At 35.0% G+C, this 14,878-nt stretch carries 11 protein-coding genes and 3 pseudogenes; 4 read left to right on the plus strand and 10 right to left on the minus strand.

Going from position 1 to position 14,878, the window contains the following annotated elements; all coding sequences use genetic code 11:
* Positions 1-27: 27 nt before the first annotated feature.
* Positions 28-1,206, minus strand: a complete 1,179-nt coding sequence (locus OQ279_RS08780) for a PepSY-associated TM helix domain-containing protein (protein ID WP_266069519.1) — start codon at positions 1,204-1,206, stop codon at positions 28-30.
* Positions 1,207-1,944: 738 nt separating this feature from the next.
* Between OQ279_RS08780 and OQ279_RS08785 the strand changes: the two genes are divergently transcribed.
* The 3 genes from OQ279_RS08785 (at position 1,945) to OQ279_RS08795 (ending at position 6,094) form a co-directional block, all read left to right on the plus strand.
* Positions 1,945-3,276, plus strand: coding sequence for a tyrosine-type recombinase/integrase (locus tag OQ279_RS08785; protein WP_107013377.1), 1,332 nt, complete (start codon positions 1,945-1,947; stop codon positions 3,274-3,276).
* Positions 3,277-4,053: 777 nt separating this feature from the next.
* Positions 4,054-5,424 carry a sensor histidine kinase gene (locus OQ279_RS08790; RefSeq protein ID WP_266069520.1) on the plus strand — a complete coding sequence of 457 codons (1,371 nt, stop codon included), beginning with the start codon at positions 4,054-4,056 and terminating at the stop codon, positions 5,422-5,424.
* Positions 5,417-6,094: a response regulator transcription factor gene (locus tag OQ279_RS08795; protein ID WP_266069521.1), complete on the plus strand. Its 678-nt coding sequence runs from the start codon at positions 5,417-5,419 to the stop codon at positions 6,092-6,094. Before OQ279_RS08790 ends, OQ279_RS08795 begins: the two co-directional genes overlap by 8 nt.
* Positions 6,095-6,237: 143 nt before the next feature.
* Here OQ279_RS08795 and OQ279_RS08800 read toward each other — a convergent pair whose 3' ends face one another.
* From OQ279_RS08800 to OQ279_RS08815, 4 genes and pseudogenes are all read right to left on the minus strand, one after another.
* On the minus strand, positions 6,238-7,032 hold the full coding sequence (locus OQ279_RS08800; protein WP_266069522.1) for a GLPGLI family protein: 795 nt from the start codon (positions 7,030-7,032) through the stop codon (positions 6,238-6,240).
* A gap of 65 nt (positions 7,033-7,097) precedes the next feature.
* Entirely contained in the window at positions 7,098-7,319 is a 222-nt protein-coding gene (locus OQ279_RS08805; RefSeq protein ID WP_266069523.1) for a hypothetical protein, read from the minus strand.
* 254 nt (positions 7,320-7,573) lie between these two features.
* Positions 7,574-7,810 (minus strand): annotated as a pseudogene (locus tag OQ279_RS08810) (hypothetical protein); the annotation flags it as partial.
* 180 nt (positions 7,811-7,990) lie between these two features.
* A complete protein-coding gene (locus OQ279_RS08815; RefSeq protein WP_266069524.1) occupies positions 7,991-8,737 on the minus strand; it encodes a hypothetical protein in 747 nt (248 codons plus the stop codon).
* A 1,066-nt stretch (positions 8,738-9,803) separates the two neighbouring features.
* On the opposite strand from OQ279_RS08815, the gene OQ279_RS08820 reads away from it, so the two are divergent.
* Positions 9,804-10,175 carry a hypothetical protein gene (locus OQ279_RS08820; protein ID WP_266069525.1) on the plus strand — a complete coding sequence of 124 codons (372 nt, stop codon included), beginning with the start codon at positions 9,804-9,806 and terminating at the stop codon, positions 10,173-10,175.
* 447 nt (positions 10,176-10,622) lie between these two features.
* Here the strand turns inward: OQ279_RS08820 and OQ279_RS17945 are convergent, their stop codons facing one another.
* The 5 genes and pseudogenes from OQ279_RS17945 to OQ279_RS08840 all read right to left on the minus strand — a co-directional run bounded on the left by OQ279_RS17945 (position 10,623) and on the right by OQ279_RS08840 (position 14,872).
* Positions 10,623-10,823, minus strand: a complete 201-nt coding sequence (locus OQ279_RS17945) for a tyrosine-type recombinase/integrase (RefSeq protein WP_370866519.1) — start codon at positions 10,821-10,823, stop codon at positions 10,623-10,625.
* Between the two features lie 189 nt (positions 10,824-11,012).
* Positions 11,013-11,174: pseudogene (locus OQ279_RS17950) on the minus strand (alkaline phosphatase PhoX); the annotation flags it as partial.
* Between the two features lie 510 nt (positions 11,175-11,684).
* Positions 11,685-12,209, minus strand: a pseudogene (locus OQ279_RS08830) (IS256 family transposase); the annotation flags it as partial.
* A 229-nt stretch (positions 12,210-12,438) separates the two neighbouring features.
* Positions 12,439-13,050: a hypothetical protein gene (locus OQ279_RS08835; protein ID WP_266069526.1), complete on the minus strand. Its 612-nt coding sequence runs from the start codon at positions 13,048-13,050 to the stop codon at positions 12,439-12,441.
* Positions 13,051-13,195: 145 nt separating this feature from the next.
* Positions 13,196-14,872, minus strand: coding sequence for a multicopper oxidase family protein (locus OQ279_RS08840; RefSeq protein ID WP_266069527.1), 1,677 nt, complete (start codon positions 14,870-14,872; stop codon positions 13,196-13,198).
* Positions 14,873-14,878 lie beyond the last annotated feature (6 nt).

Consider the following 14,878-nt stretch of genomic DNA (forward strand, 5'->3'; position numbering starts at 1 on the left):
CAGATTATAATATTCTTCGGAAGAATATCAGGTAAATTCGAGTTCGCGGGTTCTTAGCCTGGGGCTTTTCTTTTTGAATTTTCGTCCGTACCATAACAAGAATCCTGTGACAGGCAAGCTGGCGCAGATCAAGCTGGCAAAGAAAGCAATTATTTTCCCGGGGAGACCGGCAATTGCCCCTACGTGGATATCGTAGTTCATTCTCATGACCTTTTCTGAAAAACCAGCTTCTTCATAAATCCCATAGATGCTTGGGGTTTCAATTTCCTCCAGGGTATTTTGGTCATAAAAGCGATAATCTGCAGTGTAATAGATTCCGTCGTGATAGGCTACTTCCACATAAATACTTGAAGAATCGGTGTAAGGATAATGTATCTCGAGATCTACAGCTTCAGGATATTCCTTTTTCAGGTCTACTATAAGCGATTCTATAGGAGGATTTTCTGTAGCTTTAAAAGTTCCTGAAGTATTATCTGGGATAGTGAAAACCACTTCCTTTTCTCCTCCCATACCTTTATACACAGCACTTGCAAACCATTCAAATACCATCACCAGGCCTGTGAACACAACAACCACTGCCACAAAGCTTACATAAAATCCCATTACAGAGTGTAAATCGAAATTTTTTCGCTTCCATTTGGTGCTTTTCTTCCAGTCGAATGACAGGCGTTGCTTTTTCATTTTCCTGTTTTTTGGCCACCAAAGAATAATACCGGTAACCAGCATAACGAAAAAGATGAAAGTACTCCAGCCTACCACCTGACTTCCAATTTCATGAGGAAGCCATAGATACATATGACCATCGAGAATAAAGTGGAAAAAACCAGTCATGTGGTTTTCCACCTTAAGGACGTCACCCGTGTATGGGTGCAGGTAAACCGACTGGTAAAATTCAGGTTCCAGTTCATAGAAAATAACCTCAATAGGTTCATTTTCTTCTGCGTAAAGTGTCCCGTGAACATACCTGCCGGGCAGTTCCTCTTCAGCAAGAGCTTTTGCCTCTAAAGGGGTGAGAATTGAGGCGTCTCTTTTCTCTATTTCCGGAAGGTCATTGGTGAGCATTTTAATCTCCTCCTGGAAAACCCATAGACACCCGGTAACGGCAATAACAAAAACAATTGCACCAGTAACCAGTCCCAGATACAGGTGGATTTGTCTTATCCATTTTTTAAGATTCGATTTACTCTTCTTATTCTTCTTTTTCATGAGAAATAAAAAAGGTCGCGAGCATCAGTAAGCTCTACCCGTGACCGATGAATTACAGTTTAATTATGCCTTCAATAGTCTCTCTTTCAATCTAAGCGTCTTGTGTTGTAGCGACCGAACCTTTTGTATCCATTCATTACAACAGGAAATACAAAGTAGATCTGGCGCTCTAGTTCTTTAGATTAAGTCTAAATAAAAGCGGCAGCTAAGTTAATTAGCCCGAAGAACTTCTCCAATTGTTATTTAGACTTTTTTTAAATAGGAAAGGAAAATGAAACAGCGTATAGAGTTCCCATAGGAAGAGTAGGTTATTATGATTACGTTGGTCAGTAGATTCAATTATTATGGGAAATGTTTTTCAAGACAACATTAAATTCTCTCTTTACCGGTTCTTAATATTTAATAACCCAACTTTTAGGTATGATCAATGAAAACTGTTTATCGTTGGGCTTAGAGCATAAAAAAAGGCCTTCGATTTCTCGAAAGCCTTGATTTTACTGGTAGCGAGAACGAGATTTGAACTCGTGACCTCCGGGTTATGAACTTGATGTTTTATCTATGCAATTTCAACTAAAACCACTCAAAATATTTGATTTACAGTGCTTTATATATTATCTGATTTTAATTAGAAGGTATTAAATTCAAATTATTCTGTACTTATTCTGTACTATTCTGTACTTATTCTGTACTAAGTCCTAAACAATTCACTATCTTTACTAAGTTTTAAATCAGATCATTATGGCTAATGTAAAGATTGTTTTACGGAAGAACATGATAAGAAAGGATGGCACAATTCCACTTGCATTGAGGATTAGTGAAAATTATAAAACAAACTATCATTGGCTTGGACAATATGTTTTTGAAAAGGACTGGGATAAAACTGCTGGAAAAGTTAAAAGAACTCATCCCAACTATAGAAAATTGAACAATTTTTTGATGAAAAAGTTGACCGAGGTCAATGATATTTATTTTGAGTCAAAAGATCGTATTACTCCCAAACAAATCAAACAAAAATTAAAAGGACCTGGGGGCTTAAAATCTTTTTTTGCATTAGCAGCTGAACGTATAAAGGACAAATATGAAAGGGGGACATTCTCTGTAGCCAAATCCGAATTGTCAATCCTCTATAATTTAGAAGAATTTTTAAATCTAAAAAAATCTAAAAACAAATCTACAGTTACTAAAGAGATCAAAGAACGGCGTAGAGAGCGTATAAGTAGGGCAAAAAAAGCCGAATATATGTGGATGGATGGAGTGAACTATTTCCAAAAAAGTACAGCTTTACGATTTCAGGAAATTGATGAGGCATTTATAAATAAATATAAAACTTTTTGTCTTTCTTATTTAAACCAAACAACCAGAACTGTTACTAATCAGCTTATTTTTATTAGAACACTTTTTAACTTAGCAATAAAAGAAGGTATTATTGATCAAAAGTATTATCCTTTTGCAGGGGAAAAAGAGAAAATTCGAATTGGTTCTGGTAATAAAATCGGACTAACTATAGAAGAGGTTGAAAAAATAGAAGCTCTAAAATTTGAAGAAGGTGCTTCAATTTGGCATACTCATAATGTATGGCTGTTTGCTTTCTATTTTGCAGGCATACGTATTTCTGATGTGGTTAAACTGAAATGGTCTGATTTTAAGGATAATCGTCTTTATTATGTAATGAATAAGAATGAAAAGGCGTTGAGCTTAAAAATTCCTCATAAAGCCGAAAAAATATTAAGCTATTACAGAAAGGATAAGATACTTTATAATGGATATGTATTTCCTTTTCTAAAAAATGTCCATCCTAAAGATGCTGAAGAAATTTATATTAAAACAAAAAATGCTACCAAACTTCTCAATAAATATCTAAAACGAATTGCAGAGGAATGTGGTATAGATAAAAATTTGTCCAATCACATTGCAAGACACAGCTTTGGGAATATTGCAGGTGATAAAATTCATCCTTTGATGCTGCAAAAGCTCTATCGTCATAGTAATCTAAAGACTACTCTGAATTATCAGGCCAATTTCATTCATCGAGATGCTGATGAAGCTTTGGATAGTGTGATAAATTTTTGAATAGGTGAAGATTATTTTGTGAAGAATATAATTAGTAACCAATATGAGAAGGTGAAATTCACTCTCTTATGGAAAATTATGAGTGTGGCAGGATATTCTTTTTGAGAGCAATCTCTTTATCCACGGTACCTCGCCCAGTATATCTTCAATTTGTTCACCGAATCATTCACTAATATCTAAGAACTTGAGGAGAAAATATTATTTGCTCTTTTCTGTTCTGTAAAGGTAGTAAATGATTTATTTTTTACCGATTATTCTTGATTGCGCATGTTTATTAAGAACATCTTCCATACAAATTCTAATGATTCCCTTGGCTTTTTAATTTAAAAACTGAGGCTGAATTAAATTTTGTTTAAACCAAAATACATTTACATCTTTGACTTAATAGACTGTTCTACATGGTGTAGGAAGTTTTTGTCGGATTTTGTAGCCGAAAACAAAAAGTTGGAATTAAGATCCATTACTGCCATCTCAAAAGTTTAAAAAATGATATAGGAAAAATCTTGTCATTGATACTTCGTTGGCAGCTCGCATTTTTTAAGGTTATTGACTTACAGTAATTACTCCTTTCTTTCTGGCAAAAAAAATAAAGAGTAATTCTTCAATTAGGCTCCTCCCATTCCCGTATTGTACAAAACCGGGTTCTAAAAATATTTATTTCAAAAATTGCTGTTCTCATTAATCTGGAAAATATATGATAAATCTTTTACAGCATTGTTAGCACCCACAATCATAAATACCTTGATGAATTTATTAATTAGTATCTTCAACGGAATAATGAAAAAATCATATCAACGTATCCCTTATTTATTAATTATTGTTATAGCTGTAACTATAACCATTCAGCTCTATTGGAGTTATACAGAATACCAGAAAAATACGGTGGCTTTTAAAAACGAAATACAAAATGCACTGGACGTTGCTATCGATAATTACTTTGTGGATTTTGCGAAGGAAAATTCGGTTTCGTTGAAGGTTGAAAGAGAATCCGGTAAAAATCCTGACAATTTTACCATCACTGGTGGGAATAAAAAAATTATAGATAAATTCCGTCCTGATACTACCGATTCAAAGAATGTTAGTAAATCTTCGGACAGTCTGAAGATGTTAAATAACATAAAGGATATTTATATATCAATCAATGAAGACTCTATTAATTTTAAAAAATTAAAAAGTCTCCTAAACGCCGAACTCAAAAGAAGGGATTATAACATTCCGTATAAATTAAATCATTATAAAAAAGATTCACTTTTTGCTACCTCTTTGAGCAAATCCTTCTCATCAGGTGAATTTAGTGTAACTGGAAAATCTACCTATTTGAAAAATCGGGAGAGCTTAGAGTTGCAATTTCCAAATGCAATTCAAATCATCGTAAAAAAAAGTCTTCTAAGTATACTTATTTCCCTTTTATTAATGACCTCAATCCTATTTGCATTATTTTATTTGCAATGGGTGATAAAGCAGCAGAAACAACTCTCTGAAATAAAAAATGACCTTATTAGCAATATAACACATGAATTTAAAACTCCAATCGCAACTATTGGCGCTGCCATTGAAAGCATACGTTTTTTCAATACAAACCACGATGTTGAGAAAACAAATAGATATCTAGACTATTCTGATCAACAGCTTAAAAAGTTAGAAAAAATGGTTGATCAACTTATGGATACCGCACTTTTAGATTCTGAAAATTGGACACTTGACAAACATTCGGTAGATATCCCAAAATGGGCAGCAGATATTGTTGAAAATTATAGGATGAATTCTAATGGAAAAGAAATTATTCTTAAAATTTCTGAAGATTTGAAAAGCAACTCAAATATTGAACCGTTCCATCTTGGTAATTGTTTAGGGGCTTTACTGGATAACGCTATTAAGTATGGAGGAAATCGAATTGAAGTAGGCATTGAGAATAAAAAGGAATTAATTATCCAGGTTAGCGATAATGCAACCATCTTAAAGAAAGAACAGGCGGCAAATATTTTTGATAAATTTTACCGTGTACCGCAAGGGAATCTTCACAATGTGAAAGGATATGGTATTGGTTTATATTATGTTAGAAAAATAGCTGAAAAACATAATGGTGCTGCAGAAATCGTTTTAAAAAATAATAAGACATCATTTATCATTTCTATACCTAATGAATAAAATAAAGCTATTACTAGTTGAAGACGAAATAACCCTGGCTCAGATTATTAAAGAAAGCCTGGAAACACGTGATTTTATTGTGCTACATTCCCGAAATGGAGTAGAAGCTTACCAAATGTATCAGGAAAATTCTCCAGATATTTTGGTGGTTGATATTATGATGCCTGTAAAAGATGGACTTACTTTAACAAAAGAGATTAGAAGTAAAGATACTCAAACACCTATTATTTTTCTGACGGCCAAATCTCAACCTCAGGATGTGGTTACTGGTTTTGATACTGGTGGAAATGATTTTCTCAAAAAACCTTTCAGCATAGAAGAACTTATCGTACGTATAAAAAACCTTGTAAATACGAAACCAAGGCTTGATAACATGCACGAGCTAATTTTAGGTCAGTACAAGTTCAATCCAAATAATCAAACATTACAGTATAAAGAAGGAAAAATTGATACCCTTACAAGCAGAGAGAGTCAATTGCTCTTATTTCTCGTAAAGAATAAAAATCAGGTAGTAGAACGTAATACAGTTTTAGATTTAATGTGGACAAACAATGATTTCTATTCCTCCAGAAGTATGGATGTATTTATAAGCAAACTCAGAAAACTGCTAAACAAAGATCAAACGCTTAAAATTTTGAATGTTAGGGAGGTTGAAGTTGCTTATTCCTAATAGTTCCCCGAATAGCCATTTCCTGCGCATAATTGCTTCCGCAAAGGAGAAATAAAAAAAGTAGGAGAATGTACTTCATTAAGGATGGATAAAAATAAAACCCCATTTTACATGGGGTTCTTGTGTATAATAAGAATATTGAATTAATCAAATATTTCAACGCTAAGGGTTTCAATACCCCCAGGATTAACCGTCACATCACCACCCATTTGTTTTGCAATAAGAATAGCTTTTGTCTTATTACGTTCAACTAATTTATCTAGGGTTTGCTTGTATTCTTCAATTGAAATATATGGATATTGACGATCTACTTTAGGTTTATCCATCGGTCCGACAGTAAGATTTCTCTCTAGCGGATATTCAACAGATTTAAAATAAAGATACATCTCCTTCTTATCATCGTATGCTTCTAGAATTAAGCCTGGCAACCCTTGTAGTTTCCATGGACCATAGGGTAATGGTATTGCATCAGTATACCATGCCGTATAATTTTTTCCTCTAAAAGCACCGGTTGCTTTATGGCAGGTAAGATCACCGAAGGTTTTTGTTTCAGAACCTAACTTCCAATCTATTTGGGTTCGTTTCTCTCGTCCGTAAACTGGTTCTTTATATTTTTTATTCCACCACAGACTGTCTCTTTTACGGTTATAGTAAACCTGCTTACCTTGCGGTAGTGTATGTTTTCCTAGGTAAATTTGTTTAGTTCCATTTACCTCTTTGATTTGGTTTTCTTCTAATTCCATCTGCTTTTCAAGAGAATCTTTAGCTGAAACGTAATAGGATGCTTCTTTATTGAAAACTAGATATGCATTAAAGTCGAGACCGACTGGACCGCCTTTTCCCGGACTCTCAATGTGACCATAATAAACAATACCCTTATCCTGAGCCTGGCAAACCGTAATTGAGGTTATAAAGAAAAAAAATAATAAAAATCTCATATTATTATAGTTGTATTTAATTGAAAAAAACCCTTCCCCTGGTAATGAGAGGAAGGGCATGTTGTCTAGGCGCATAAAGCCATTGCTATTCCCACAAGCTGAGAGGTACTACATGTATCGCAACTTACAGTGTAAGAAGATCCATCCTCACAGTTTACGATGATTTCAGCCCTTACGACGTCAATAGTTGTTTCAGCTTCCATGGTTTCCATGCTGCTTCCGATAACTTCAGTCTCGAGATTCGAAAACTCTGGTTTTGCTTCGTCATTAGCGGCAAAAGCTCCCATAGACATAAGTCCAAATGCTGAAAGTAAAAATAACTTTCTCATAATTTAAATAATTTGTGATTAATAATGGTCTAAAACAAAGCATTCATTTACCGGAACATAGTTAATCATTGTTATTTAATGTAAAAAAGTGTTAATTAGGGATGATAACGGCGTCAGTTGATTCGGAGCGAGAAGGGAAAGCAACTTCCATAAACCCAGTTGATGGCCATTGCAGTGGAATTGCTTATGAAACGGGCATGATACTAATAGTATTAGTTCGGTAGATTTGGGCTTGCAGCACTTCGCTGCGCTTCGTTCGCTTTATCCATCTTTTCTTTCAACAGCATCATATCTGAACTGACTTTAGTCTCCAGGACTCGAGCGTAAATTTGTGTGGTTGAGAGTTTGGTGTGGCCAAGGAGTTTAGAGACTGTTTCTATCGGAACTCCGTTAGATAGTGTAATAGTTGTGGCACGATTAATTTTACCAGTAAATTCAGTACTTTTTCTAATTTTCTCTCCTCCTGGTAACCGATTAGGTAACTTTAAGAATGGTTTTATATGTTGTAAATTTTGTCAATTTAAGACAAATAAAGTGGATTTAATAATGGATAGGCATAGGTGATTCTTCAAGTTCTACTATGTATTAGTTTTAGTCACTTATCCTTTAACTCTAAAATAAGTTGCTTTTCAATATTCATGATAGCTTGTACCCTTGGTATTTTCTTCCTTAGCTTCTAATTCATTTAGATCCCTAGATTGAGCTCCATTAGAAATTTCAGAAAAGTGAACCAAGCAAAATAGCGCGAGTATGTAGAATATTCTGCTTAGATAGAGAAAAGTGGTATGATCCAAATAAATAGATGCAAAACCTGTAAGGTTCGAAAGTGCCAAAGCCAAAACCCCTACTAAAAAAGAAGCTGATATTTCGTTGCTGTACCGATCATAAACAAGAATAGCACCTGCTATTAAAAGAAGAGAAGAAAAACCATGTAAATAGAACAATAAGGTTAGAGCAATATCATTAATACCGGCTGTCAAAGTATTTCCAATAACAAAAACAAAAATTCCATTTACAGCAAATACAATTGAAAAATATAATTTCTGAAAAGAACTCATGTGGAACTTTTCTAAATTCTCTTTTATTTCGAACAAAAGTAAAAGATAGGCTGAAGAATGTAGAGCAAAAAAAGCCTGCTGTGCAATAGTTGATTCAAAATCTAGAATAAATATGTCTGCGATAAGAAAAAGCAGAAAAGCACTTAATAAAAAAACTTTTTTAGAGGAATCAGTGACCAAAAAATATAGACAGTAGATTCCAGAACAAAGAATTCTACCCCACCTACTATTTTCCTCGTTTAATACCCAGATTAATACAACATTCACGACCACCAGGGCAACAACAATAGATAAGGAAATGATTTTCGAAGGTTTCATAATATTTCGTTAAAAAGATAAACATACTAATTTCACCTGATAATTAGGTTTTTCATCGATTAGCATTAAAAACAAATTGTTTTTATTAAAAAGCTGCAGATGGACGACCATGATTTCTAGTGAAGATTTGCAAAAATCCATTAAGAAAAAACAAAGAGGGAAGAAAGCAAGAGGATGACACGCTACGCGATGTCATAGGTTCTGTTCTTCCCCCTTTGTTTACAAGCATTTCCGTCTTTAGTTTAAAAGATCATTACTAATTTTGCGGCAAATGCTCTGGCAACTTTCGTGAAAAAATGATCTTTTGCCGCAAGCGTTACTGTTTTGATTAAACCTGCTTTCACCCCAGATTTATTAATTTGATAAATTTGGACTTGCAGCACTTGCTGTGTTTCATTATGGGCGCGAGGAATTATTAGAAATTGACCCTCTCCTATAGTAATACAAGATACCCTAGAAAATGTAAAAACTACAGGGAGGGATTTTCTGGTTTAAGATCAATAAAGGAAAAATAGCGTACAATACAAAAGAAATCATACCAATGACTAATACAGCTATAAAGATCCTTCTGCAAGTTTTTAATAAATTGATTTTCATCCTTTTTTTAGAAGAAAGGAAGGAAAAATAGAGGAGGACCCCTGCAGTGCCAATGGCTTACTTATTCATAGTCGTTCTTCTTCTAGGAACTTACAATTTACCAATAAATTTCTTAATAATAAAAGGGACACGGTTGATAAGCCATGTGGGTAAAGTGTCCTCACAACATAGTGTTAGTTTGGTAGATTTGGGCTTGCAGCACTTTGCTGCGCTTCGTTCGCTTTTATTTTAGGTGCCCAACATCTAATAGTGATTGTTGATACATGCCATTCTTGTGATTTTAACTATACTGAGGATATGTCCTGATCTGTCATCAGCAGACTTTGATATTGGCTCTTTCTCAAATTCATTGAATAAGAATTTTAAGAGCAACTTTTATTTAGTATTTTCTTTACCAACTTAACATAGAAGAAAATAGGTGGAGAGATTGAGAAAGGTTTCACCTCCATTTGTAAAAAAGTACCAAATTATGCCTCAAAAAAGCATTGACCTCCATTTTACCACACTACACTTTTACGAAAATTATTTGATTTCACAGCCCAAAGAAGGAGTTGTTATTGATTATTCAGAAGTGGCAGATGTAATAAAAATCTGTTCAGAATTTTATGATAATAAAGAGTTCGTTTATTTATCCAAAAGGGTTCATGATTTCAATGTGAATCCAGTAGCTTATTATAAGCTTGTAAAGCTAAGGAATCTCGTAGGTTTTGAAGTAGTTAGCCGCAAAGCATCATCTTTGAACATGGCTACTTTTGAAAGAAATTTCTCAAAAGTTCCTTTTGCCATATTCCTAGATATTGAAAAAGCACAAGAGTGGGTAGAGTCAGTACTTGATAAATGATTTTACTAGTAGGTTTTTCCTGTTAATTTGTTGCGTCACAACATAGTATTAGTTCGGTAGATTTGGGCTTGAGGCATTTCGATTCGCTGCGTTCGCAGGTTGGGAGTCTAGAAATAGTCTGGTTAAATATTTCCCAATATTGGTTTTCTTTTTCTTAAAAACTTTATTTTTAATATTAAATTATAAGAATAACAATCCCCCTATTTCCCCTGAGTTGAATACTCCTCTTTGGATATCAAAGAGGAGTTCAATCTCTCATTTATTCAAAAGATGGAGATAATGATTAAGGATAATTCCAAAGTTTGGAGGCTACTTGTTCTTATTGGCAGTGTGATACTGGCCGCTTATGTTGTGCTGAAATATGCTTCTTAATCTTAATCAGGGTAAGGTTATTTGATCTTTGGTGACTAAGATTTCAAACTTTCTTTTTTTTTCGCCCGCAAAGATTTAATTCAATTTTGATTGTAAAAGATACATGTCCTCTCCTATCTTCTGGTCCACTACCCTTGCATATATTTGAGTGGTTGACAATTTTGAATGGCCCAGGAGCTTAGAAACGATTTCTATGGGCACATCATTGGATAGGGTAATTGTTGTTGCAAATGGGTGCCAGGCAACATGAAAACTAAGATCTTCTGAATCTTGCACTAGTCTGCAATCTCTTTCAGGTAATTATTAGTCTTTTGATTGCTATAGACCGGAAGAAGGCATTGTGATACTGGATTCTCATATTTCTGCAGAATCTCACGAGCCTTTTCCAAAAGAGGAATTTTCATTGGAGTTTGACTCCTTTCTCTCCTGCAGTATATCCAATCCTTGCCGTTACTGAATAATGACCTATATAATTCGATAAAATAATCCATCGTGTCTGCCTTGTGTCATATAAACAATGCTATTACTTGAAACCACAGCAACTGCCTCATGATGAAACCTGCCCATTGTGATAAGTGGTTCAGGACTAACTAATCCCTTACCTGAACGTGGTACTCCAAATACGTAACTATGGTCTTTTTTTTACCTCGCATTTTAGTTACGTAAGAGGCTATTGCTTAAAGGATTAGGACTGTTTTCGTGGTTTCTAACAATGACTACAGTGCCCTCATTATCCCCCGGAAAAGTTCCTGTCCCATCAGCTCTTCCTGGAACATAAAATCCACCGTTCTTGATTTCTCCAGATTGGGATATTATTTTATAAGAAAAATCCAGGTGGTAAGCTCAAATAATCATTTGGATCAGGAATAATACCCTTTACTGCATTCTGCCTACAAAATAAATCATCTGTATTACAGCCAGATTAAATTGAAAAGCCTAAAGATGCCAGCACGGCATTTTTAATAAAGTTTCTTCGATTTGTTGTGGAACAATTGTTTCAATTTTATTCATAATTCTAAAAATTTATATTTGAATCCTATCAAATGATTTCCTTCAAAATTTGTATAAGTAAGCTCCATATTTTCCTTCTGATATTCTGTAGTGCAAAGTAGATTACTCTCTAATCCAATAGGGCTTCAATCGGTTGTTGGTGTACTTTCTGATCTTCCCGTTCAGGTTCTCAATAAAATTGGTGGTATAAATAATTCGTCTGATTTCCAGCGGGAACTTATAAAAGGCGGTAAGGTCTTCCCAGTTATCTCTCCAGCTTTTTATTGCATAAGAATATTTGGAGTTCCATTTATTAGCAAAATCCTCCAGAGCAGCTTCTGCGGCTTGTTTAGTAGGTGCATCATAAATGCGCTTCATGTCTTTAGTAAAGGCTTTTTTATCTTTCCAAACTACATATATACAGGCATTTCTGATCTGGTGAACCACACAGATTTGGGTTTTAGACTGTGGAATAACAATTTTTATAGTATCGGTAAATCCATTGAGGTTATCGGTATCAGTGATTAAAATGTCCTAAACTCCCCGAGCTTTGATATCTGTCAATACGCTCATCCAGAAGGCTGCAGATTCATTTTTTCCAAGCGAAAGACCAAGAATTTCTATTTTACTATCTCTTTTGGGGCCTACAGCTATATAAATCGTCTTGTTGAGAGATAGTCCTAATTTTTTATTTATTGGATGTCCGCTAAAGTGAGTACTTTTGTTCATAGTATTTGATTTTGTGGTAAAAACCAAATTACTATAAAGCGGAAAACCCATCAAGGGAATCCCGCTTTTAAAAATTTAACCGGACACTAATGTTTTTAAATATCCTTCTTCCTAAGATTTAGGAGTTAATTTTTCACTGTATGTATTTTAAATATTTTATGCGGTTAGAAATCTAGTTTTTACGATTCCCTGGTTTTTGTTTCATCTTATCTTTCATTTTTTGCATCATTTCTGGATTTTCCATCATCTTCTGCATCATTTTTTCCATCATTTCGGGGTTTTCCTGCATCATTTTTTGCATACGTTGCATCATCTGTTCACGCATTTCCGGATTTTTTTGCATCATTCCGTGCATTTTTTCCATCATTTGCTCGCGCATTTGCGGATTTTCCTGCATTTTTTCCATCATCTTCTGACGCATTTCCTGCTTATCCATCATTTTTTTCATCATCATTTCCTGCATTTCAGGATTTTCCTCCATCATTTTTTGCATATGCGATTTCATTTTTTCTTTCATTTCGGAATTATTGGCCATCATACCTTTCATTATTCCCGATTCCATCATTTGCATGTGTTCCTGCATCATGATTTTTTTAGCCTCTTCGCTTTGCTGGGCCTGGCTGATAAATTCCTTAAAATTATTAGGGTTCGATATAATTTCCTGATAGACCGCGTTTCGATTTTCCTTTACATCCATCGTTTCGGCAGCATTAAAGGTTGATTTACAACTAAGCAAAGTGCTTACTACTCCAATAATCATTAAAGTTTTTACTATTGTTCTCATATTTTGGTTTTAAAAAATTATTAAATTGGTTTTTTAAATTTATAAAAAATTTATTCTTTCTGGTCCTGTTCAACTCAATAAGGATATTAAGGAGCTTTTATAAAAGAAGTTTATATAATATCTATCCCTTTTCTTATGAAAGTCTTTATTTTATAAGGAAATTTCTCATCATTCCCATATCCTCATGTTCCAGATTATGGCAATGATATACAAAAAGACCTTTAAAATCTTTGAATTCCATTATCACACGAACTTTCATTCCGGGCATTAATAAAACCGTATCCTGCCATCCTTCGTTAATAATACCTTCTTTGATAGAATTCCAAACCGATGCATCCATTTCGGAAGTATCACGTTCTAAAATATTGAATTGTACCTGGTGTATATGAATGGGGTGGGGCATCTGCATCATATTTCCCATTCCACCATCTTTATTTCCACCTTGATTTCCCTGACCCATCATACCACCACCGCCCATCATACCGCCACCGCCCATCATTTTCCCACCTTTATTGGAAAGTTGCCATATCTCGGTGGTATTTAGCTTAACGGTTTCCTCTTCGACTACCTCTGTACCTTCCCAGGTCCTGCCGTTTATGGTCCATTGCATACGGTCCATAAAGAAATTGAATTCTCTTGGATTGTTTTGATTCACCGCATTGGCCGGATCCAGTTTTTTAAAGGGAACGAGGGTTTCCGAAAGGGAATAATCATTAGATCCTTCTTCATCAAGGTTAATTGTAAAAAGCCTGTATTCAGAGCCTAAGGGCAGACGAGTGTTGCTGCCACCCATCATGCCACCACCCATCATACCGCCATCCATCATTCCTCCCATACCACTTTCAAAAGCATGGCTTACCAACGCTAGTTCATCTCCTATTTTTTTATTCTTTAAATCCAGCCATATATCAATTCTTTTAGCAACAGAAAGCATTACATAAGGCATTTTTTTGGGACTCTCCAGGATACTGCCATCAATTCCAATTACCGTGACCGGGTCTCCATTGCTCCATGCGAGTTTATAAAATCTCGAATTAGAACCGTTTAAAATTCTTAGGCGATAACTGCACCCGGATTTCAAATTTAGTTGTTGATCGGTCCGGCCATTAATACAAATCCTATCTCCCAGAAATCCCATCATCTTATCCATTCTTCCCCCATCGAGATATACCAGTTGATTATCATGGTTAAAACTACGATCCTGGATAACCACCGGTAAGTCAAATTCCCCTACCGGTAAATTTAATCTGCTCTCTTCTTCATCGGACACTAATAAGAGCCCGGCGAGCCCATTATAAACCTGTTCCCCGGTATCCCCGTGAGGATGAGGGTGGAACCAATAAGTCCCGGCACGGTTCATAACCGTATATTCATATACATAGGTTTCCCCATTGGAGATCACATCTTTTGGGTGGCCATCATATTTCTCCGGCACATGCATCCCATGCCAGTGTACAATGCTTTTCTGGGGTAAATTATTTGTAAAGCGAATTCTTATTTTCTGATCCTTACGCACTTTAATGATAGGACCCAGGTAATTATCCGGTAGTTGCTGAAGGCTTTCCGGATTTCCTTTTATTAACTCACTTTCAAAAGTCCAGCACCTGGTTTTTTTTCCCTCTAGTAGTGCCATATCCCTTTCTACCGCGTTTAATTTAATATCCAGGTCCGGTTGAAAATCGGGACTTAATTTTAAGGGATCGTTATCATACTTATTATTCCCATTTACACAGGACTGCAAAAAGGGCCAGGCTATAAGCAATGTCGCCCCTGCGCATCCCAGTTTTATAAATTCCCTCCTGTCACTTTTATTAACATCCATTAACTA

Origin of the sequence: Salinimicrobium profundisediminis, assembly GCF_026241755.1 — a bacterium.
Classification (GTDB): Bacteria; Bacteroidota; Bacteroidia; order Flavobacteriales; family Flavobacteriaceae; genus Salinimicrobium; species Salinimicrobium profundisediminis.

Coding starts and splice junctions, on each gene's coding strand:
- OQ279_RS08780 (WP_266069519.1), bottom strand. CDS start 1,206: ATGAAAAAGAAGAATAAGAAGAGTAAATCGAATCTTAAAAAATGGATA.
- OQ279_RS08785 (WP_107013377.1), top strand. CDS start 1,945: ATGGCTAATGTAAAGATTGTTTTACGGAAGAACATGATAAGAAAGGAT.
- OQ279_RS08790 (WP_266069520.1), top strand. CDS start 4,054: ATGAAAAAATCATATCAACGTATCCCTTATTTATTAATTATTGTTATA.
- OQ279_RS08795 (WP_266069521.1), top strand. CDS start 5,417: ATGAATAAAATAAAGCTATTACTAGTTGAAGACGAAATAACCCTGGCT.
- OQ279_RS08800 (WP_266069522.1), bottom strand. CDS start 7,032: ATGAGATTTTTATTATTTTTTTTCTTTATAACCTCAATTACGGTTTGC.
- OQ279_RS08805 (WP_266069523.1), bottom strand. CDS start 7,319: ATGGGAGCTTTTGCCGCTAATGACGAAGCAAAACCAGAGTTTTCGAAT.
- OQ279_RS08815 (WP_266069524.1), bottom strand. CDS start 8,737: ATGAAACCTTCGAAAATCATTTCCTTATCTATTGTTGTTGCCCTGGTG.
- OQ279_RS08820 (WP_266069525.1), top strand. CDS start 9,804: ATGCCTCAAAAAAGCATTGACCTCCATTTTACCACACTACACTTTTAC.
- OQ279_RS08835 (WP_266069526.1), bottom strand. CDS start 13,050: ATGAGAACAATAGTAAAAACTTTAATGATTATTGGAGTAGTAAGCACT.
- OQ279_RS08840 (WP_266069527.1), bottom strand. CDS start 14,872: ATGGATGTTAATAAAAGTGACAGGAGGGAATTTATAAAACTGGGATGC.